Origin of the sequence: Streptomyces sp. NPDC057877 (assembly GCF_042796855.1) — a bacterium.
In the GTDB taxonomy this organism is placed as follows: Bacteria; Actinomycetota; Actinomycetes; order Streptomycetales; family Streptomycetaceae; genus Streptomyces.
On record NZ_JBHVMS010000008.1, the window covers coordinates 344,618 to 364,418 of the forward strand.

General features: G+C 72.5%; 17 protein-coding genes, 1 tRNA gene and 1 pseudogene. 15 read left to right on the forward strand and 4 right to left on the reverse strand.

The window, feature by feature from the left end; translation table 11 throughout:
• Positions 1-124: 124 nt before the first annotated feature.
• Positions 125-739: a 5-formyltetrahydrofolate cyclo-ligase gene (locus ACFVQG_RS25790; protein ID WP_383387769.1), complete on the reverse strand. Its 615-nt coding sequence runs from the start codon at positions 737-739 to the stop codon at positions 125-127.
• 93 nt (positions 740-832) lie between these two features.
• Here ACFVQG_RS25790 and galU point away from each other — a divergent pair, with 93 nt between their 5' ends.
• From galU to ACFVQG_RS25825, 7 genes are all read left to right on the forward strand, one after another.
• The gene (gene galU, locus ACFVQG_RS25795) at positions 833-1,735 is read left to right on the forward strand and encodes a UTP--glucose-1-phosphate uridylyltransferase GalU (protein ID WP_383387771.1); all 903 of its coding nucleotides are present in this window, start codon (positions 833-835) and stop codon (positions 1,733-1,735) included.
• Positions 1,736-1,932: 197 nt separating this feature from the next.
• Positions 1,933-3,207, forward strand: coding sequence for a gephyrin-like molybdotransferase Glp (glp, locus tag ACFVQG_RS25800; RefSeq protein ID WP_383388105.1), 1,275 nt, complete (start codon positions 1,933-1,935; stop codon positions 3,205-3,207).
• Between the two features lie 90 nt (positions 3,208-3,297).
• On the forward strand, positions 3,298-3,777 hold the full coding sequence (gene moaC, locus ACFVQG_RS25805; protein ID WP_383387773.1) for a cyclic pyranopterin monophosphate synthase MoaC: 480 nt from the start codon (positions 3,298-3,300) through the stop codon (positions 3,775-3,777).
• Positions 3,774-4,277 carry a molybdenum cofactor biosynthesis protein B gene (locus ACFVQG_RS25810; RefSeq protein WP_383387775.1) on the forward strand — a complete coding sequence of 168 codons (504 nt, stop codon included), beginning with the start codon at positions 3,774-3,776 and terminating at the stop codon, positions 4,275-4,277. The genes moaC and ACFVQG_RS25810 overlap by 4 nt, the downstream gene beginning before the upstream one ends.
• Entirely contained in the window at positions 4,274-4,903 is a 630-nt protein-coding gene (locus ACFVQG_RS25815) for a GNAT family N-acetyltransferase (protein WP_383388108.1), read from the forward strand. The genes ACFVQG_RS25810 and ACFVQG_RS25815 overlap by 4 nt, the downstream gene beginning before the upstream one ends.
• 157 nt (positions 4,904-5,060) lie before the next feature.
• Positions 5,061-6,212, forward strand: a complete 1,152-nt coding sequence (gene glpR, locus ACFVQG_RS25820; RefSeq protein WP_383387777.1) for a gephyrin-like molybdotransferase receptor GlpR — start codon at positions 5,061-5,063, stop codon at positions 6,210-6,212.
• 94 nt (positions 6,213-6,306) lie between these two features.
• Positions 6,307-6,380, forward strand: a tRNA-Ala gene (locus ACFVQG_RS25825).
• 77 nt (positions 6,381-6,457) lie between these two features.
• Here ACFVQG_RS25825 and ACFVQG_RS25830 read toward each other — a convergent pair.
• Positions 6,458-6,934 carry a GNAT family N-acetyltransferase gene (locus ACFVQG_RS25830; RefSeq protein WP_383387779.1) on the reverse strand — a complete coding sequence of 159 codons (477 nt, stop codon included), beginning with the start codon at positions 6,932-6,934 and terminating at the stop codon, positions 6,458-6,460.
• A gap of 92 nt (positions 6,935-7,026) precedes the next feature.
• Between ACFVQG_RS25830 and ACFVQG_RS25835 the strand changes: the two genes are divergently transcribed.
• Positions 7,027-7,830, forward strand: a complete 804-nt coding sequence (locus ACFVQG_RS25835) for an exodeoxyribonuclease III (RefSeq protein ID WP_383387781.1) — start codon at positions 7,027-7,029, stop codon at positions 7,828-7,830.
• A 9-nt stretch (positions 7,831-7,839) separates the two neighbouring features.
• Here the strand turns inward: ACFVQG_RS25835 and ACFVQG_RS25840 are convergent, their stop codons facing one another.
• Complete coding sequence (locus ACFVQG_RS25840) at positions 7,840-8,478, reverse strand: MerR family transcriptional regulator (protein ID WP_383387783.1); 639 nt, start codon at positions 8,476-8,478, stop codon at positions 7,840-7,842.
• A gap of 161 nt (positions 8,479-8,639) precedes the next feature.
• On the opposite strand from ACFVQG_RS25840, the gene ACFVQG_RS25845 reads away from it, so the two are divergent.
• Genes ACFVQG_RS25845 through ACFVQG_RS25860 form a run of 4 tightly spaced genes read left to right on the forward strand, consistent with a single transcriptional unit; the run spans position 8,640 to position 12,248 of the window.
• The gene (locus ACFVQG_RS25845; RefSeq protein ID WP_383387786.1) at positions 8,640-10,157 is read left to right on the forward strand and encodes a flavin-containing monooxygenase; all 1,518 of its coding nucleotides are present in this window, start codon (positions 8,640-8,642) and stop codon (positions 10,155-10,157) included.
• On the forward strand, positions 10,154-11,071 hold the full coding sequence (locus ACFVQG_RS25850) for an alpha/beta fold hydrolase (protein ID WP_383387788.1): 918 nt from the start codon (positions 10,154-10,156) through the stop codon (positions 11,069-11,071). Before ACFVQG_RS25845 ends, ACFVQG_RS25850 begins: the two co-directional genes overlap by 4 nt.
• Complete coding sequence (locus tag ACFVQG_RS25855) at positions 11,068-11,982, forward strand: SDR family oxidoreductase (RefSeq protein ID WP_383387790.1); 915 nt, start codon at positions 11,068-11,070, stop codon at positions 11,980-11,982. The genes ACFVQG_RS25850 and ACFVQG_RS25855 overlap by 4 nt, the downstream gene beginning before the upstream one ends.
• Before the next feature lie 56 nt (positions 11,983-12,038).
• The gene (locus tag ACFVQG_RS25860; RefSeq protein ID WP_383387792.1) at positions 12,039-12,248 is read left to right on the forward strand and encodes a hypothetical protein; all 210 of its coding nucleotides are present in this window, start codon (positions 12,039-12,041) and stop codon (positions 12,246-12,248) included.
• 238 nt (positions 12,249-12,486) lie between these two features.
• On the opposite strand, the gene ACFVQG_RS25865 is transcribed toward ACFVQG_RS25860, so the two are convergent.
• Positions 12,487-15,729 carry a S41 family peptidase gene (locus ACFVQG_RS25865; protein ID WP_383387794.1) on the reverse strand — a complete coding sequence of 1,081 codons (3,243 nt, stop codon included), beginning with the start codon at positions 15,727-15,729 and terminating at the stop codon, positions 12,487-12,489.
• Between the two features lie 393 nt (positions 15,730-16,122).
• Here ACFVQG_RS25865 and ACFVQG_RS25870 point away from each other — a divergent pair, with 393 nt between their 5' ends.
• The 3 genes and pseudogenes from ACFVQG_RS25870 to ACFVQG_RS25880 all read left to right on the forward strand — a co-directional run.
• Positions 16,123-16,722 carry a TetR/AcrR family transcriptional regulator gene (locus ACFVQG_RS25870; protein WP_383387796.1) on the forward strand — a complete coding sequence of 200 codons (600 nt, stop codon included), beginning with the start codon at positions 16,123-16,125 and terminating at the stop codon, positions 16,720-16,722.
• Positions 16,723-16,866: 144 nt separating this feature from the next.
• Positions 16,867-19,083 (forward strand): MMPL family transporter, encoded by a 2,217-nt coding sequence (locus tag ACFVQG_RS25875; protein ID WP_383387798.1) that lies wholly within the window; start codon positions 16,867-16,869, stop codon positions 19,081-19,083.
• A 155-nt stretch (positions 19,084-19,238) separates the two neighbouring features.
• Positions 19,239-19,709: pseudogene (locus ACFVQG_RS25880) on the forward strand (YbaK/EbsC family protein); the annotation flags it as partial.
• Positions 19,710-19,801: the final 92 nt, after the last annotated feature.

Below are 19,801 nucleotides of genomic sequence, written 5' to 3' on the forward strand. Positions count from 1 at the left end.
CCCCGCTGGGGGCGCCCACCGTCCCCGCGGTGGGGTGAGCCGTCGGTTGCCCGGCGCCCGGGGGGCCGGCGACGCGGGCGGGGGCGTGGGCCCGCTCCCGTGCGCGCACCCGCGCGTGCCGTCCTCAGCCGAACCGCCGCACCCCCGACGGCGTCACCACCGCCCGCACCGGCCGGTCGTGCGGCTCCTCGGGGACACGGTCGACGACCTCCGTGTCGTACAGCAGCACCACCAGCGCGGGACGGACGCCCGCGCCATCCAGCCGGGCGAGGACCCGGTCGTAGGACCCGCCACCGCGCCCCAGGCGCATCCCGCGCGCGTCGACGGCGAGGCCGGGCAGCAGCACGGCGTCGGCGGCGGTGACGGCGTCGGGGCCGAGCCGTTCGCCGACGGGCTCCAACAGCGCCATCCGCCCGCCGTGTTGGACCCGCGCGAGGGAGCCCTCGCCGGTGTACTCGCCCCAGTCCAGGTCGTTGTCCGGCAGCAGCGCGGGCAGCAGGACGCGCACGCCCCGCGCGCGCAGCGCGTCCAGCAGCGCGAGCGTGCCGGGCTCGCTCCCCACGGAGACATACGCCGCCACCGTGCGCGCGTGCGCCAACTCGGGCAGCCCCAGCGCGTGCCGGGCCAGCGCCACGCCGTGTTCCCGCACGTCATCCGCCGTCAACCTGTTCCTCACCGAGAGGAACTCCCGCCGCAACGTACGCTTGTCAGGCTCGGCTGGAGATCCGCTGTGGCGCACCTGTCGCTCCCGTTTCCCTTGTCAATGCGCTCATATGAGCCATCTGATCGGAGCCTCAGATTTCGCACAAAGGCACCGGTTATGGTGTCCGGCATGACTCAGTCACACCCCAGGATCAGCAAGGCTGTCATCCCCGCGGCAGGTCTCGGCACCCGGTTCCTGCCAGCGACCAAGGCCACTCCCAAGGAGATGCTGCCGGTCGTGGACAAGCCCGCGATCCAGTATGTGGTCGAGGAGGCCGTCTCCGCCGGTCTGGACGACGTCCTCATGGTCACGGGCCGCAACAAGCGCCCCCTGGAGGACCACTTCGACCGCAACTACGAGCTTGAGTCCGCCCTGGGGAAGAAGGGCGACGCCGAGCGGCTCGCCAAGGTCCAGGAGTCCAGCGACCTCGCCACCATGCACTACGTCCGCCAGGGCGACCCCAAGGGCCTCGGACACGCCGTGCTGTGCGCCGCCCCGCACGTCGGCGACGAGCCCTTCGCGGTCCTGCTCGGCGACGACCTGATCGACGCGCGCGACCCGCTGCTGAAGCGGATGATCGAGGTCCAGGAGCGGCACGGGGGCAGCGTCATCGCCCTGATGGAGGTCGCGCCCGAGCAGATCCACCTCTACGGCTGCGCCGCCGTCGAGACCACCGAGGACGGCGACGTCGTCAAGGTCAACGGCCTGGTCGAGAAGCCGGACGCCGCGGACGCCCCGTCGAACTACGCCATCATCGGCCGCTACGTCCTCGACCCCGCCGTCTTCGGCGTCCTGCGTCAGACCGAGCCCGGCCGCGGCGGCGAGATCCAGCTGACCGACGCCCTCCAGCAGCTCACCCAGGACGAGAAGGTCGGCGGACCGGTGCACGGCGTCGTCTTCAAGGGCCGCCGCTATGACACCGGTGACCGCGGCGACTACCTGCGTGCCATTGTCAGACTCGCGTGCGAACGTGAAGACCTGGGCCCGGACTTCCGGACCTGGCTTCGCAGTTACGTCACCGAGGAGATGTAGCCACCTTGAGCACCGCCGCGCCCCGCGCCACCGGACCGGACCAGCCAGGACCGGACCGGCCAGGCTCGGACCACCCGGACCACCCGGACCACCCGGACCACCCGGACCACTCCGACCACTCGGACCAGTCCGACCACTCGGACCACGCCGGTCACCCGGGTCACCCGGATCACCCGGGCCCGGACCACCTGTGGTCGGTGGACGAGCACCTGGAGGACATCCTCGACACGGTCCGCCCCCTCGACCCCATCGAGCTGCAACTGCTCGACGCCCAGGGCTGCGTCCTCGTCGAGGACATCACGGTGCCGGTCTCCCTGCCGCCGTTCGACAACAGCTCGATGGACGGGTACGCGGTCCGGGTCGCCGACGTCGCGGGCGCGAGCGAGGAGTACCCGGCCGCCCTGGAGGTCATCGGGGACGTCGCGGCGGGCCAGGCCGAGCTGCTCCAGGTGGGCCCCGGCCAGGCCGCCCGCATCATGACCGGCGCCCCGCTGCCGCCCGGCGCCGAGACGGTCGTCCCCGTGGAGTGGACCGACGGCGGCCTCGGCGAGGGCCCGGTCACCGGGATGCGCGCCCGCAGCCTGGCCCCCGAGGCGGCGTCCGGGCAGGTCCAGGTGTACCGCCCGGCCGAGGCACGCGCGCATGTGCGCGCCAAGGGCAGCGACGTGCGGGCGGGGGACCGCGCCCTGCGCGCCGGGACCGTCCTCGGGCCGCCGCAGATCTCCCTGCTCGCCGCCATCGGCCGCGGCACGGTCCGGGTCCGCCCCCGCCCGCGCGTGGTGGTGCTCTCCACCGGCAGTGAACTCGTCCAGCCCGACGTGGAACTGGCCGCCGGTCAGATCTACGACTCCAACAGCTTCGCCCTCACCGCCGCCGCCCGCGACGCCGGGGCCATCGCCTACCGCGTGGGCGCCGTCGCCGACGACGCCGAGACCCTGCGCACCACCATCGAGGACCAGCTGGTCCGCGCCGACCTGATGGTCACCACCGGCGGGGTCAGCGTGGGCGCGTACGACGTCGTCAAGGAGGCCCTGTCGTACGTCGGCGACGCGGACGAGCCCGGCAGTGGCATCGAGTTCCGCAAGCTCGCCATGCAGCCCGGCAAACCGCAGGGCTTCGGTTCCATCGGCCCCGACCACACCCCGCTGCTGGCCCTCCCGGGCAACCCGGTCTCGTCGTACGTCTCCTTCGAGCTGTTCGTGCGCCCCGCGATCCGCACCCTGATGGGCCTGAAGGACGTGCACCGCCCGCGCGCCCGCGCGACCCTCACCGCCGGGCAGGCGCTGTCGTCGCCCAAGGGCCGCAGACAGTTCCTGCGCGGCACGTACGCCGACGGCGAGGTCACCCCGGTCGGCGGCGCCGGATCGCATCTGGTCGCCGCGCTCGCGCAGGCGGACGCGCTGATCGTCGTCCCGGAGGACGTCACGAGCGTCGACCCGGGCAGCGAGGTCGAGGTGGTCCTGCTCGGCTGACGGCCGCCGGTTGGGGGTACCGTGTCGCGGACGACAGGCCCGCGCGCCGCACCGCACCGGGCCACCGCGGACCGGGAGCGCCCCAGAAGCATGAGTACGCAGGACAGACTGACGCACATCGACGACGCGGGCGCGGCCCGCATGGTCGACGTATCGGAGAAGGACGTCACGGCGCGCACCGCGCGCGCGAGCGGACGCGTCCTCGTCTCGCCCCGCGTGATCGAGCTGCTGCGCGGGGAGGGGGTCCCCAAGGGCGACGCGCTGGCCACCGCGCGGATCGCGGGCATCATGGGCGCCAAGCGCACCCCGGACCTGATCCCGTTGTGCCACCCCTTGTCGGTGTCGGGTGTGAAACTGGACTTGTCGGTCGCGGACGACGCCGTGGAGATCGTCGCCACGGTGAAGACGACCGACCGCACGGGCGTGGAGATGGAGGCCCTCACCGCGGTCTCGGTCGCCGCGCTGACGGTGATCGACATGGTCAAGGCGGTCGACAAGGGAGCGGTCATCACGGACGTACGGGTGGAGGAGAAGACGGGCGGCAAGTCGGGCGACTGGAGCCGGGCATGACGTACCGAGCCTTGGTGGTCACGGCCTCCAACCGGGCGGCGGCCGGGGTCTACGAGGACAAGGGCGGCCCGCTGATCGCCGACGGCCTGCGCGGCTTCGGGTTCGCGGTGGACGGCCCCCAGGTCGTCCCGGACGGCGACCCGGTCGAGGCGGCCCTGCGCGCCGGGGTCGACGCCGGGTACGACGTGATCGTCACCACCGGCGGCACCGGCATCTCGCCCACCGACCGCACCCCCGAGGCCACCCGCGCCGTCCTGGACCACGAGGTGCCGGGCATCGCGGAGGCCATCCGCGCCCACGGCCGCGACAAGGTGCCGACGGCGGTGCTCTCCCGGGGCCTGGCCGGAGTGGCGGGCGGCACGCTGATCGTCAATCTGCCGGGCTCCACGGGCGGAGTGCGGGACGGGCTGGCCGTCCTGGAGCCGCTGCTGGTGCACGCCGTCGATCAGCTGCGCGGCGGCGACCACCCCAGACCGGCCGGTCATGGGGGTGCGAGCTGAACAGCCCATCCTGGCCCGTCGAGCTGGCGGAGGGCGATGTCGTCCTCCGGCCGATAAAGCTGCGCGACCAGCGGGCCTGGCGCGAGGTGAACCGCCGCAACCGCGACTGGCTGCGCCCCTGGGAGGCGACCATCCCGCCGCCCTCGCCGGGCGGCCCGATCACCCACCGGCCGACCTACCGCCAGATGGTGCGGCACCTGCGCGCCGAGGCGAACGCGGGCCGGATGCTCCCCTTCGTCATCGAGTACCAGGGCAGGCTGGTCGGCCAGCTGACGGTCGCCGGAATCACCTGGGGTTCGATGTGCTCGGGCCATGTCGGGTACTGGGTGGACGAGGCGGTGGCCGGACGCGGTGTGATGCCCACGGCCGTCGCCCTGGTCGTCGACCACTGTTTCCACACGGTCGGACTGCACCGCATCGAGGTCTGCATTCGCCCCGAGAACGGCCCCAGCCGCCGGGTCGTGGAGAAACTCGGATTCCGCGAGGAGGGCCTCAGGCCCCGTTATCTCCACATCGACGGGGCCTGGCGCGACCACCTGGTCTTCGCGCTCACCGCGGAGGAAGTCCCCGAGGGCCTGCTCAGCCGCTGGCGGCGCAAACGCGCGCACAATGCGGGAATTGAATAAACGTTCGAATGTGGTCGCCGAACGACCCAGAATTCACGCTTCCGGCAGGCCGCTGATCGCATCGGTCACAAAAAAAGTTCGAAATATCAGCCAGATCGTGCGACACACCGGCCCAATTGGCGGATGGCCTCACGCGAACCCCTCTACCGTGTGAGGCGTGAGCAGCAGCGGCCTCATCTACGCAGTCATCGTCGGGGCCTGGGCCGCCTACTTGGTGCCGATGTGGCTCCGTAGGCAGGACGAGCTGAACGAGGCCCGTCCGACCGAACGCTTCAGCACTGCCATCCGGTTGCTGTCCGGACGCGGGGCCATGGAGCGCCGATACGCCAAGGACCTGCGGGCGCGCTCCGCCGACCAGGAGGAGCCCGGCCCCGGCGACCCGGACGCCGTCACCGACTCGGTGGACGTCCGGGCCTTCGCCATGCCCCCGGCCCGTCCGCAGACCCAGGCACCGGTCCAGACCCCGGAGCGCGCCCGGACCCCCGAGCCCGCCCCGGCCCCGAAGCCCCGGCGCGTCCCGTCCGCCCGGCGCGCACCCGACGCCGGCGCGGAGGCGGCCGCGGCGCGCGCCCGGCGCTCGAAGGTGCTCGCGCGCCGTAGACGTACGACGGTGATGCTTTTTCTCGCCTTCACCCTCGGCGCGATCGTCGCGGCCGTCGGCGGGCTGGCGTTCCTGTGGGCGCCCGGCGTGCCCGCCGTGCTGCTCAGCGCGTACATCGCGTATCTGCGTTCCCAGGAGCGCCGGCGCTTCACGTACCAGATGGACCGCCGCCGCGCGGAGGCCGCCGCCCAGCATCTGCGCGAGCGCGCCCGGGCCCCGCGCCGCCCGGCGTCCACGGCCGTCGACGCCGACGAGCCCGAGGAGGAGGGACCCGAGCCGGAGGCCGACCCGGGGCTGACCGCTCTCGCCGCCGACCGGCGCGCGCTGGTCGAGCAGACCGACCACGCCGAGTGGGTCGACCAGCAGCGCGAGCGGCAGCAGCGGCCCGGGCAGGGCGACAGCTGGGACCCGGTGCCGGTGCCCCTGCCGACGTATGTCACCGCGCCGGTCGCACCGCGGGCCACCCCCGATGTGGACCTCGGCGCCCCCGACGCCTGGAGTTCGGCCCGCTCGGGCCCGGTCGGCCCGGAGCAGCAGGACGAGGGCGAGGAGCCCGAGGCCGCCGCCTCCCCGGACCGCACTCCGGACACCGAGCGCGGCGACGCCCGCCGCCGCGCCGCCTCCGCCCGCCGCGCCCGCGAGCGCGGCCGCACCCCGCTTTTCGACCAGTACGAGGACGGCGACCGCCCCCGCGCGGCCAACGAGTAGCGCCCCGCCCGCCCGCACCCGCTCTGACCGGGAGCGCACCCGGAACGGATTTCCAAGCACCCCGATCGGGGTGCTAAGGTTTCACTCGTTGCAAGGGCCTGTGGCGCAGTCCGGTAGCGCACCTCGTTCGCATCGAGGGGGCCAGGGGTTCAAATCCCCTCAGGTCCACGCAGCATGAAGCCCCGGTCGGGAAACCGACCGGGGCTTCATCGTGTTCGGGGGGCTTTACAGCGCCCCACTGCGTCCTACAGCGCCTTCGCGAAGCAGCGGCTTGCGTCGTGGAAGCGGTAATAGCCGAACTTGGCGCAGGGTTCGTAGCCGCTGGAGGTGTACAGGGCTATGGCCTCCGGCTGTTGGGTGCCGGTTTCCAGGACCATGCGGGTGCGGCCCGCCCCGCGGGCGTCGTCCTCCAGGGCGGCGAGGATGCGCCGGGCCAGACCGAGGCCGCGTGCGGGGCGGATCACGAACATGCGCTTCAGTTCGGCGTCGCCGTCCTCGTTGCCCTCGCCGTTGTTGTCCTGGCTGCGCCAGCCGCCGGTGGCGACGGGGCGGTCCTGGTCGTCGTAGGCGATGAGGTAGACGCCGTTGGGCGGCCGGAAGTCGGACGGGTCGAGCGGGGTGGCGTCGCCGCCGTCGCCGTAGCGCTCGTGGTACTCGGCCTGGACCTCGTCGTTCAGCTTGAGGGCGTCGGGGTGGTCGAAGGGGACCGGGCGTATATGCATGCGGGGGATTGTATATTCATTCGAGAGGATGGGTTCCGGGCGGTGTGCTGCCCGGATCTGGACTTTGTCCAAGGTAAGGGTATGGTGCCCCGGTGCTGACTGTGACCTCCGTGAATGTGAATGGCCTGCGGGCCGCCGCGAAGAAGGGCTTCGTGGAGTGGCTCGCCGACACCGCCGCCGATGTGCTGTGTCTGCAGGAGGTGCGGGCCGAACCGCAGCAGTTGAGTGAGTCCGTCCGGGCGCCCGAGGGCTGGCATGCCGTGCACGCGCCCGCCGCCGCCAAGGGGCGGGCCGGGGTGTCCCTCTACACCCGCCGTGAGCCCGACGCCGTGCGGGTCGGCTTCGGGTCGGCCGAGTTCGACGGCAGCGGGCGGTACGTCGAGGCCGATCTGCCCGGTGTGACGGTCGCCTCCCTCTACCTCCCGTCCGGCGAGGTCGGCACCGAGCGGCAGGACGAGAAGGTCCGCTTCATGGGGGAGTTCCTCGCCTATCTGAAGGAACTGCGGGAGCGGGCCGCCGCCGACGGGCGTGAGGTGCTGGTCTGCGGTGACTGGAACATCGCCCACCAGCGGGCCGACCTGAAGAACTGGCGCGGGAACACCAAGAACTCCGGGTTCCTGCCCGAGGAGCGGGAGTGGCTGTCCGAGGTGCTCGCGCCCGAGGGGGGTGGCTACGTCGACGTCGTACGGGCGTTGCATCCCGATGCGGAGGGGCCGTACTCCTGGTGGTCGTACCGGGGGCGGGCGTTCGACAACGACACCGGCTGGCGGATCGACTACCACATGGCCACGCCCTCCCTCGCGGGACGGGCCGTCAAGGCGGTCGTGGAGCGTGCCGCCACACATGGTGAGCGGTGGTCGGACCATGCGCCGGTGACGGTGGTCTACGAGCGGTAGGCGGCGGCTCTAGCGGCGCATCCTTCTGTCCAGGGCCAGGGACAGTTCCGCCTCCACCACGCTGCGGGCCAGCGGGCGCAGGCGCTCGAGGTCCTTCTCGCTGCCGTGCCGCAGGACCATCTCGGCGAACAGGTCGGCCAGGGCGTCGGCGTGTTCGCGGACGCGGGCGCCCGCCGTCAGGACGTCGGCGAGCGGGATGCCCTCGCGGACCAGGGCCGAGGAGACGTCCAGCAGACGGCGGCTGATGTGGACGATCTCGTCGCCGTCGGTGCCGAGGTAGCCGAGGTCCATCGCGGCGGCGAGGTTCTCCGGGGTGACCTCGCCCTCGAAGCGGGCGGCGAGTTCCTCGGGCGTGAGCCGGACCGGGGTCTCCTCGGTGGGCGGGCCGTAGCCCAGCAGATCGCCGACGTCGCGGCCGTGGTCGAAGGCGTCGGCCAACTCCGCGATGCCGCTGAGGGTGTGACCGCGCTCCAGCAGCGCGGCGATGGTACGCAGCCGGGCCAGGTGGTGGTCGTCGTACCAGGCGATACGGCCCTCCCGGCGCGGGGGCGGGATCAGCTTGCGCTCGCGGTAGAAGCGGAGCGTGCGGACGGTGATGCCCGCCAGCCTGGCCAGTTCCTCCATGCGGTACTCACGCTTCTCGGTCACGCCCCGACTCTAGGTCGTACCGGCGGTAACTTTCCTGTCCCCAACCCCTACCCATCAGTAGCCGCCTCCTCTACGCTCCCCATTGCGCCAGTGTTCACTGGCGGAATCACCTCATGAGGTCAGCAGGTTCGGACAAGTTCGGACGAGTGTGGAGGCAACGGATGGCCGAGCACGAACACGTAAGGGTGGCCGTCGTCGGGTCCGGGTTCGGCGGGCTCGGGGCCGCCGTGCGGCTGCGTCGGGAGGGGATCACCGACTTCGTCGTCCTGGAGCGGGCCGACAGCGTCGGTGGCACCTGGCGGGACAACAGCTACCCCGGGTGCGCCTGCGACGTACCGTCCCACCTGTACTCCTTCTCCTTCGCGCCCAACCCCGACTGGCCGCGCACCTTCTCCGGGCAGCGGCACATCCGCGCCTACCTGGAGCACGTGGCCGACACCTTCCGGCTCCGCCCGCACCTGCGCCTCAACTCCGAGGTGAAGAAGATGAGCTGGGACCGGGAGCGGCTGCGCTGGGTCGTCGAGACCAGCTCCGGGACGCTCACCGCCGATGTCGTCGTCTCCGCGACCGGGCCGCTGTCCGACCCCAGGGTCCCGGACATCCCCGGCCTCGACTCCTTCCCCGGCAAGGTCTTCCACTCCGCCCGCTGGGACCACGACCACGACCTGCGCGGCAAGCGGGTCGCCATGGTCGGCACCGGCGCGTCGGCCATCCAGATCGTGCCGTCCATCCAGCCGGAGGTCGGCCGCCTCACCCTCTTCCAGCGCACCCCGCCCTGGGTGATGCCCCGCGTGGACCGGCCCATCAGCCGCTTCGAGCGCGCCCTGCACCGGCAGTTGCCCTTCACCACCCAGCTGCGCCGAGGGCTGCTGTGGGGCATCCGGGAGCTTCAGGTGCAGGCCTTCACCAAGCACCCGGGCGAGCTGGGCTTCGTCGAGCAACTGGCCAAGCGCAACATGGCCCGCGCCATCAAGGACCCGGCCCTGCGCGCCAAGCTCACCCCCGACTACCGCATCGGCTGCAAGCGGATCCTGCTGTCCAACGACTACTATCCGGCGCTCGCGCAGCCCAACGTGGACGTCGTCGCCAGTGGGCTGACCGAGGTGCGCGGGTCCACCCTCGTCGCCGCCGACGGCACCGAGACCGAGGCCGACGTGATCGTCTTCGGCACCGGGTTCCACGTCACGGACATGCCCATCGCCGAGCGCGTCGTCGGCGCCGACGGACACACCCTCGCCGAGACCTGGAAGGGCGGCATGGAGGCGCTGCGCGGGGCGTCGGCGGCCGGGTTCCCCAACTGGATGACGATCATCGGGCCCAACACCGGCCTCGGGAACTCCTCCATGATCCTGATGATCGAGTCCCAGCTGAACTACCTGGCCGACTACCTCCGCCAGCTCACCGTCCTCGGCGGCCGGGTCGCCCTCGACGCCCGCCCCGACGCCGTCGCCGCCTGGAACGGCATGGTGCAGGAGCGCATGCAGCGCACGGTGTGGAACACCGGGGGCTGTACGAGCTGGTACCTCGACGCCAGCGGGCGGAACACCACCGTCTGGCCCGGGACCACCGCGGAGTTCCGGCGCGCGACGCGGCGGGTGGACCTCGGGGAGTACGACGTGCTGCGGCCGGTCGAGCAAGGGAGCACCCCCGTCACCCCGGCCCAAGAGGCCGCCATATGAGGCGCCTCCCGTACGTCACCACCGGGCCCTACGCCCCACCCGCCCCCACCCGCCAACTCACCGCCACCTCCGCCGACGGCACCCCCCTGCACGTCGAGGTGCACGGCGCCGTCGGCGCCCCGGCCGTCGTCCTCGCCCACGGCTGGACCTGCTCGACCGCCTTCTGGGCGGCCCAGATCCGCGCCCTGGCCGTCGACCACCGGGTCATCGCCTACGACCAGCGCGGCCACGGACGCACCCCGGCGAGCGCGGCCTGCAGTACCGAGGTCCTCGCCGACGACCTGGAAGCCGTACTCGACGCGACCCTCGCGCCCGGTGAGCGGGCCGTGGTCGTCGGGCACTCCATGGGGGCCATGACGGTGCTCGCTGCGGCCGGGCGGGAGTCCGTGCGGGAGCGGGCCGCCGCGGTGCTGCTGTGCAGTACGGGCAGTTCGCGGCTGGTCGCGGAGTCGACGGTGCTGCCGATGCGGCCGGGACGGGCCCGCACCTGGCTCACCCGCAAGGTGCTCGGCTCGCGCGCGCCGCTCGGGCCGGTCACGCCGCTGGCCCGCCGGATCCTCAAGTACGGCACCATGGGCGCCGGTTCGGCACCGCACGTGGTGGACGCGTGCGCCCGGATCGTGCACGCCTGCCCGCGCCGGGTGCGGCACGCCTGGTCGCACGTACTGGACCTGCTCGACCTCGACCACGGCGTACGGCAGTTGACCGCGCCGACGGCCGTGCTGGTCGGCACCGCCGACCGGCTGACGCCACCGGTGCACGCGCGGTCGATCGCCGCCGCGCTGCCGCGGTGCGTCGGGCTGACCGTGGCCCCGGGCCTCGGCCATATGACGCCCATGGAGGCACCCGAGCTGGTCACCGGGAAGATACGCGAACTCGTCACCACGTACATCAAGGTCAGGGAGGGCGCATGACCAGAGTGAGTCTCGAAGGGCAGGTCGCGGTGGTCACCGGAGCCGCGCGCGGCGTCGGTGAGCTGCTGGCCCGCAAGCTGTCCGCGCGGGGAGCGAGCGTGGCGCTGGTGGGTCTGGAGCCGGACGAGCTGAAGCGGGTCGCCGAGCGGCTGCACGGCGACAGCGACTGCTGGCACGCCGACGTCACCGACCACGAGGCCATGGCCGAGGTCGCCCGCGAGGTCAAGGAGCGCTTCGGCAAGGTGGACATCGTGGTCGCCAACGCGGGCGTCGCCAGCGGCGGTCCCTTCACCGAGTCCGACCCGGAGGCCTGGCGCCGCGTCATCGAGGTCAACCTCATCGGCTCGGCGGTCACGGCCCGCGCCTTCCTGCCGCTGCTCACCGCGAGCCGTGGGTATCTGCTCCAGATCGCGTCCCTCGCCGCCCTCACCCCGGCGCCGATGATGACGGCGTACTGCGCCTCCAAGTCCGGTGTGGAGGCGTACGCGCACAGCCTGCGCGCCGAGGTCGGCTACAAGGGCGTGCGGGTCGGGGTCGCGTATCTGTCGTGGACCGACACCGACATGGTGCGCGGGGCGGATCAGACGGACGTGATGCGCGAGCTGCGGCAGCGGCTGCCGTGGCCGTCCAACAAGACCTATCCGCTGGGTCCGGCGGTGGACCGGATCGTGGCCGGGATCGAGCGCCGCTCCAGCCATGTGTACGGGCAGTGGTGGCTGCGCGGGATGCAGGGGGTGCGCGGCGCGCTGCCCGCGCTGATCGGGACGGTGGGCCAGCGCGAGATGCGGCGGTTCGGGGACCGGCTCGAAGGGCTGCGCACGGGGCTGGTCGGCGCGGGCGGCGCCGCCGACGAACAGGCCAGGGCTACGCAGCGTAAGTGCTCGACATGCGCAGCGTCACGGCCCATGTGAATCTGGTCGGGGCCCACGAGGCCCCACAACCTCATTCACCACAGGAGTGAACCCACATGGGTATGAAGGACAAGTTCCAGGACCAGGCCGAGCAGTGGCAGCAGCAGGCCAAGGAGAAGATGGACGAGACCCGCGAGCGGTCCCAGCAGCAGCGCGGTCGGCAGCAGGGCGATCAGCCGGAGCACATGCGCCCCGGCACCGAGCGCTCGCGCCAGGACCGCGAGCGTGAGGACGAGGAGCGGTTCGACCAGGACTACGACGTCTGACGTCGGTCCGGTTCCGAGTAGAAGGGGTGTTCCCGCGAGGGGGCACCCCTTCCGCCGTGCCGAGGGGGCATCCCTTGTGCTGTGCCGACGGGGCATCCCTTGTGCTGTGCCGAGGGGACACCCCTCCTGCCGTGCCGAGGGGGCATCCCTTCTGCCGTGCCGAGGGAGCCCCTCTCCTGCCGTGCCGAGGGGACACCCCTCCTGCTGTGCCGAGGGAGCCCCCCTCCTTCCGTGCCCGCTACCGCTGTGCCCGCGGCGGCAGCTCCGGGCGCGACCGGTCCGGTACCGCGCCGAGGTCCGGCGGCGTGGACGCCGGGTGCGTCTCCAGCAGGTCAAGGGCGAGGCGTACCGCGTCGTCGAGCTGGGCGTAGCGGCCCTCGGCCCAGTCGAGCGGGGTGCGCAGGGCCTCCAGGTCGGGAGTGACGCCCTCGTTCTCCACGGACCAGCCGTAGGCGTCGAACCAGGCCGCGTTCATCGGCACCGTGATCACCGTGCCGTCGCCGAGCCGGTGCCGCCCGGTCATGCCGACGACGCCGCCCCAGGTGCGCTGCCCGACCACCGGCCCCAGCTTCAGCAGCTTGAACGCGGCGGTGATCATGTCGCCGTCGGAGGAGGTCGCCTCGTCCGCGAGGGCGACGACCGGCCCGCGCGGGGCGTTGGAGGTGTACGACACCGGCTGGGCGTTGCGGGTGAGGTCCCAGCCCAGGATGGTGCGGGTGAGCTTCTCGATGACGAGTTCGCTGATGTGGCCGCCCGCGTTGCCGCGCACGTCCACGATCAGCGCGGGCCGGGACACCTCCATCCGCAGGTCCCGGTTGAACTGCGCCCACCCGGAGCCGCCCATGTCGGGGATGTGCAGATAGCCGCACCTGCCGCCGCTCAACTCCCGTACGACCGCACGGCGTTTGGCGACCCAGTCCTGGTAGCGCAGGGGGCGTTCGTCGACGAGGGGGACGACGGCCACCCGGCGGGCGCGTCCGGCGACGCCCTCCGCCGGGGTGAACGTCAGCTCCACGGTCGTCCCCCCGGCCCCCGCGAGCAGTGGGTACGGTCCCGTGACCGGGTCCACCGGCCGTCCGTCCACATGGGTGAGCACGGCGCCCTCGCGGATGCCGGAACCGGCCAGCGGGGAGCGGGCCTTGGAGTCGGAGGAGTCGCCGGGCAGGATCCGCTTGACCATCCACTGGCCGTCCCGGCACACGAAGTTGGCGCCGAGCAGGCCCTGCCAGCGCTGGTAGTGGGGCGGGCCCTCGTTGCGGCGGGCGGGGGTGACGTAGGCGTGCGAGGTGCCCAGTTCGCCGAGCACCTCGCGCAGCAGGTCGGCGAACTCGTCGGGGGAGGCGACCCGTTCGACCAGCGGCCGGTACTGCGCGAGCACCGCGTCCCAGTCGATGCCGCACATCCCCGGGTCCCAGAAGTAGGCGCGGATGAGCCGCCCGGCCTCCTCATAGGCCTGCCGCCATTCGGCGCCGGGGTCGACGCCGTGCATGATCCTGCGTACGTCGATCCAGACGGTGGTGTCGCTGTCGCCGGACTCGGTAGCCGGGACCGCGCGCAGGTCGCCCTCGTCGACGACGACCAGCCGGGAGCCGTCGCCGCTGACGGCGAACCAGTCCAGGTGGGCGACGAGTTCGGTGCGCTTGGCCTTGGTGATGCTGAAGTGTTCGAGGGTGGGGCGGCCGGTGGTGTCGTCGGGGCTGGCGAAGGTCTCGCCGAGCGCGCCGGAGATCGGCCAGCGCAGCCAGACCAGCCCGCCGCCCGCGACCGGGAACAGCGCCGAGTACTTGGACGCGGTCACCGGGAAGGGGGTGACCCGGCACTCCAGCCCTTCCAGTTCCACGGTGACGGCCCCGGCCTCCCCGGCGCCCGCCTCGTCCTCCACCGGGTCCAGGCCCCCGGCCGCCGGGCGCCCGTCCGGGCTGAGGGCGAACGGGGACGGGGTCGCCGAGGACAGCGGCACCAGGTAGGGACGGCAGCCCAGCGGGAAGGACAGGTCGCCGGTGTGGACGTCGTACACCGGGTCGAAGCCGCGCCAGGACAGGAAGGCGAGATAGCGGCCGTCGGAGGTGAAGACGGGGTTCTCGTCCTCGAAGCGACCGCCGGTGACGTCGACGACGAAGCGGTCCTTGATGCGGGCCATCTTGATCTGCCGCAGGGTGCGGCCGATCCCGGGGTGGGACCAGGTCAGCCAGGCGCCGTCCGGGGAGAACGCGAGGTCGCGCACCGGCCCGTTGACGGACCGGACCAGCTCGGTGACCTCGCCGTTGGAGTCCTCGGTGGCGTCGATCAGCAGCAGCCGTCCGTCGTGCGCGGCGAGGGCGAGCCGTCCGCCCTCCGGATCGGAGACCATCTCCAGGACCCGGCCCAGTTCGCCCGGCGCGAGCCGCCGGGGCTCGCGGTCGCCGGTGGCGCGCGGCAGGTAGGCGATCTCGATCGCGTCCTCGCCCTCCGCGTCCGTCACATACGCCACCTGCCCGCCGGAGCCGAGCATCACCGGCAGCCGCACCCGTACGCCGGGCGTGTCCGTGATCGTCCGTGCGGGGCCGTCGCGGTGGGTCAGCCAGTACAGGCTGCCGCGTACGACGACGGCGCTGGCCCGGCCGGTCTCGTCGACGGACACGCCGTCGACGTGCTGGGCGGCGGGCACCTGGTACGGGCGCCGTCCGGCGCGCGGGCCGCTGAGCCGTACGTCCAGGCGGCGCGGCTTGGCGTCGGCGGCCAGGTCCTCGACGATCCACAGGTCGCCCGCGCACTGGTAGACGACGCGGGTGCCGTCGCTGGCGGCGTGCCGGGCGTAGCACGCGTCGTGGTCGGTGTGGCGGCGCAGGTCGGAGCCGTCGTGGGCGCAGGAGTAGAGGTTGCCGACGCCCTCGTGGTCGGAGAGGAAGGCGACCCGGCCGCCGACCAGCATGGGGCAGGCGAGGTGGCCGCCGATGCCTTCGAGCAGGCGCTCGCCGTGCAGCCAGAGGCGGCCCGTGGCGCCGCCCCGGTAGCGCTTCCAGGCGGCGGGTTCGTGCGGTGGGGTGCCGGTGAGCAGCAGGGACCTGCGCTCGTCGGCGATGTCGGCCACCTGGATGTCGCTGACCGGGCCCCAGGGCAGCTTGCGGCCGGGTTCGCCGTCGGTGGCGACCTTGTAGGCCCAGGTGAAGTGGGAGAAGGGTTCGCCGTGCGAGGCGACGGCGAGGATCTCGCCGTCGGGTGTCCAGCCGCGGACCTGGGTGTCGGGGCTGCCCCAGTAGGTCAGCCGACGGCTCTCGCCGCCGTCCACCGGCACCAGGTGGATCTCCGGCACCAGGCTCCGCCAGCTCGTGTACGCGATCCGGCGGCCGTCGGGTGAGAAGCGGGGGTGGCCGGTCTTGGCGCGGTCCACGGTGAGCCGCCAGGCGCGGCCCGGACCGTCGAGACCGGTCAGCCAGAGGTCGTCCTCGGCGACGAAGCAGAGCAGGTCACCGCTGATGTGGGGCATGCGCAGATAGCTCACCCTCCCCATGCTTTTCCGGGGGCGGGGGTGGGGCAACTCGTGTGGGGGCGGGGGCGGGGGCGGGGGCGGGGGCGGGGGCGGGGTGGGGCGGCGCGTGACGACCGGCCTGGTGCGGGGTCGGGGTGGGGCGGTGCATGACCACCGGCGGGGGAGCGGCGCATGACCACCGGCGGGGACGGCCGCCGGATCGCCTCGGTGGCGTGGTGCGGGGCTGGGCTGCGGCGGCGTGTGACCACCGGCAGGGGCGGCGTGGCGCGGGCCCGGGGGGAGCCACCCGGCACCACCGGCCGGAGTGACGCAGGACACGTACGAAACTGTCTCGTTTCGCTGGCGGGGGTGCGCTATGCTCGACGTGTACGAAACCGTATCGTTCGGAGTGGGAGGGTGAGTGAGATGACCGAGGTCGCGACCGTGCGCCGCAGTCGGCTCACGCCCGAGCGCGAGGCCGAGTTGTACCGGGCCGTGCTCGACCTGCTCCGTCAGGTCGGCTACGACGCCCTGACCATGGACGCCGTGGCCGCCCGCACCCGCTCCAGCAAGGCCACGCTCTACCGCCAGTGGGGCGGCAAGGCCGAGCTGGTGGCGAAGGCGATCCGGCACCTCAAGCCGGGCAGCATCGCCGACCTCGACACCGGTTCGCTGCGCGGCGACTTCGTCGCGCTGGTGACCCGTGAGGACGACTGCACGATCGCCGAGAACGCCGCGCTGATGCGCGGTCTGGCCATGGCGGTGCACGGCAACCCGGACCTCCTCGAGGCCTTCCGGGAGTTCCTGATCCAGCCCGAGCTGGAGGAGTTCCGGCGCGTGCTGGGACGCGCCGTCGACCGGGGTGAGGTCCGTGCGGACAACCCCGCGCTCGGCTACATCGTGCACATGATGCTCGGCGCCTTCGCGACCCGGACCCTGATCGACGAACTGCCGCCGACCCAGGAGTTCCTCATCTCGTACATCGACGCCGTGATCCTCCCCGCCCTCGGCGTCCCGACCACCTGAGCAAGCACAGCGGCACCACCTGAGCACGACCTCAGCACCACCTGACGCGACCGCTCACGTCGTCGGGCCCGATCACCCACACTCCCCGCCGGGCTGATCACCCCTGCCCCGAACATCCCACGACCTGACCGGGAGTACGCCCTCGTGGCCACGTTCCTCTACAAACTCGGCCGGCTCGCCTTCCGGCGACGGCATCTCGTCGCCCTGATCTGGGTGGCGCTGCTGACGCTCGCCGGCGTCGGCGCGGCAAGCGCCCCCACCCCCGGCTCCACCTCCTTCTCGGTGCCCGGCACGGAGGCCCAGAAGGCCTTCGACCTGCTGGAAGAACGCTTCCCCGGGACCAGCGCCGACGGCGCCACCGCCCGAGTCGTCTTCAAGGCCCCCGAGGGCGAGAAGATGACCGACGCGACGCACAAGGCCACCGTCGAGGACACCGTCCAGGGGCTGTCCGACGGCTCCGAGGTCACCTCCGTCGCCGACCCGTACAAGGCGGACGCCGTCAGCGAGGACGGCACGATCGCCTACGCGCAGGTCAGGTACGACGTCTCCGGCATGGAGCTGGAGGAGTCCACCAAGGACGCGCTGGAGCAGGCCGCCGAGGACGCGCGGGAGACGGGCCTGACCGTCGAGATCGGCGGTGACGCCCTGCAGGCGGTGCCGCACACCGGTACCGGCGAGATCATCGGCATCGCGGTCGCCGCGGTCGTCCTCGTCATCACCTTCGGCTCGCTGCTCGCGGCCGGACTGCCGCTGCTCACCGCGATCATCGGCGTCGGCATCGGCGTCTCCTCGATCACCGCGCTGGCCAGCACCCTGGACCTGGGCTCCACGACCTCCATCCTGGCCTCGATGATCGGCCTCGCGGTCGGCATCGACTACGCGCTGTTCATCGTCTCCCGCTACCGGGCCGAACTCGCCGAGGGCCGGGAGCGCGAGGAGGCGGCCGGGCGTGCCGTCGGCACCGCGGGCTCCGCGGTGGTCTTCGCGGGCCTGACCGTCGTCATCGCCCTGGTCGGCCTGTCCGTCGTGAACATCCCGATGCTGACCAAGATGGGCATCGCGGCGGCGGGCACGGTCGCCATCGCCGTACTGATCGCCCTCACCATGATCCCGGCGCTGCTCGGCTACGCGGGCCGCAAGGTCCGTCCCGCGGGCGAGAAGAGCAAGCTGCTCGGCGGCGGGCGCACCCCGAAGCAGCCGGGCAAGGCCAACATGGGCACCCGCTGGGCCAGCTTCGTGGTACGCCGCCCGGTCGCCGTCCTGCTGCTCGGTGTGATCGGCCTCGGTGCCGCCGCCGTCCCGGCCGCCTCCCTGGAACTGGGCCTGCCCGACGACGGCTCGCAGCCGACGTCCACCACCCAGCGCCGCGCCTACGACCTGCTCTCCGAGGGCTTCGGCCCCGGCTTCAACGGCCCCCTGATGGTCGTCGTCGACGCCAAGGGCAGCGAGGACGCGACGGGCGTCTTCGACGACGTGTCCGAGAAGATGGGCGGCCTGGAAGGCGTCGTGACGGCGACCCCGGCCGCGCCCAACAAGCCGGGCGACACCGCGACGATCACCGTCATCCCCGACTCCAAGCCGTCCTCGGTCACCACCGAGGAACTGGTGCACGCCATGCGTGACACCGGTGCCGACATCCAGGCCGACACCGGCGCGGAGGTGCTGGTCACCGGCACGACGGCGATGAACATCGACATCTCCCAGAAGCTGAACGACGCGCTGGTGCCGTATCTGATCCTGGTGGTCGGCCTGGCGTTCCTGCTGCTGATCGTGGTCTTCCGGTCGATCCTGGTCCCGCTGAAGGCGGCGCTCGGCTTCCTGCTCAGCGTGATGGCGGCGCTGGGCGCGGTGGTCGCGGTCTTCCAGTGGGGCTGGCTGTCGGGACTGATGGGCGTCGAGGAGACCGGCCCGATCATGTCGATGATGCCGATCTTCATGGTCGGCGTGGTCTTCGGACTGGCCATGGACTACGAGGTCTTCCTCGTGACCCGGATGCGCGAGGCCTACATCCACGGCGAGCAGCCCGGACAGGCCGTGGTGACCGGCTTCAAGTACGGGGCGCGCGTCGTCACCGCCGCCGCGGTGATCATGATGGCCGTCTTCTCGGGGTTCATCGGCTCCAGCGACTCCATGGTCAAGATGATCGGCTTCGGCCTCGCGATCGCGGTCCTCTTCGACGCGTTCGTGGTCCGCATGGCGATCGTCCCGGCCGTCCTGGCGCTCCTGGGCCGCAAGGCCTGGTGGCTGCCGAAGTGGCTGGACCGCGTCATGCCGAACGTGGACGTCGAGGGCGAGGGCCTGCGCGCGCTGTCGGACAAGGACGCCGACCGCGACGACGACAAGGAACTGGTACGCGCCTGACGTACCGGGAGGCGGTACGCGGCTGACGTACCGCCTCCGCGCAAGACCAGCCGGTGAGGGTTCCGTGGGGACGGGGCGCCCTCACCGGCTTCCTTGTGCCCGGCGCCGCCAAACCCGGTCGCGTGCGGCCGACACCCGCCGCTAGCGTGCCCCGCATGACGAATGGAGCCAGTCCCCGTTTCGCCGCGGCACTGCGGGAGTTGGGGCTCGAAGAGGTGGGTGCCCGCGTCCGGAGCTTCCCGGAGGCGACGCGCACCGCCGCCGAGGCCGCCGCGGCGATCGGGTGCGAGTTGAGCCAGATCTGCAAGTCGTTGGTCTTCGCCGCCGACGGCGTGCCGGTGCTGGTCCTCATGGACGGCGCCTCCCGCGTCGACGTCGAACGCGTCCGGGCCGAGCTGGGCGTCGAGCGGGTCACCCGCGCCAAGGCGGACGTCGTACGCGAGGCGACCGGCTACGCCATCGGCGGCGTACCCCCCTTCGGCCACCGCACCCGCACCCGCGTCCTGGCCGACCGCTCCCTGCTCGCCCACGACGTGGTGTGGGCGGCGGCCGGGACACCGCACGCCGTCTTCCCGATGGAGCCCAAGGAGCTGATCGCCCACGCGGGCGGTGTCCTCGTGGACGTGGGGGGGGCCGCCCCCCGGCCGGGGGGGGGGGGGGCGGGCCCCCCCCGGGCCCGGCCGAGGGGGTTGTGCCACCACACCAAAACCACCCCCCA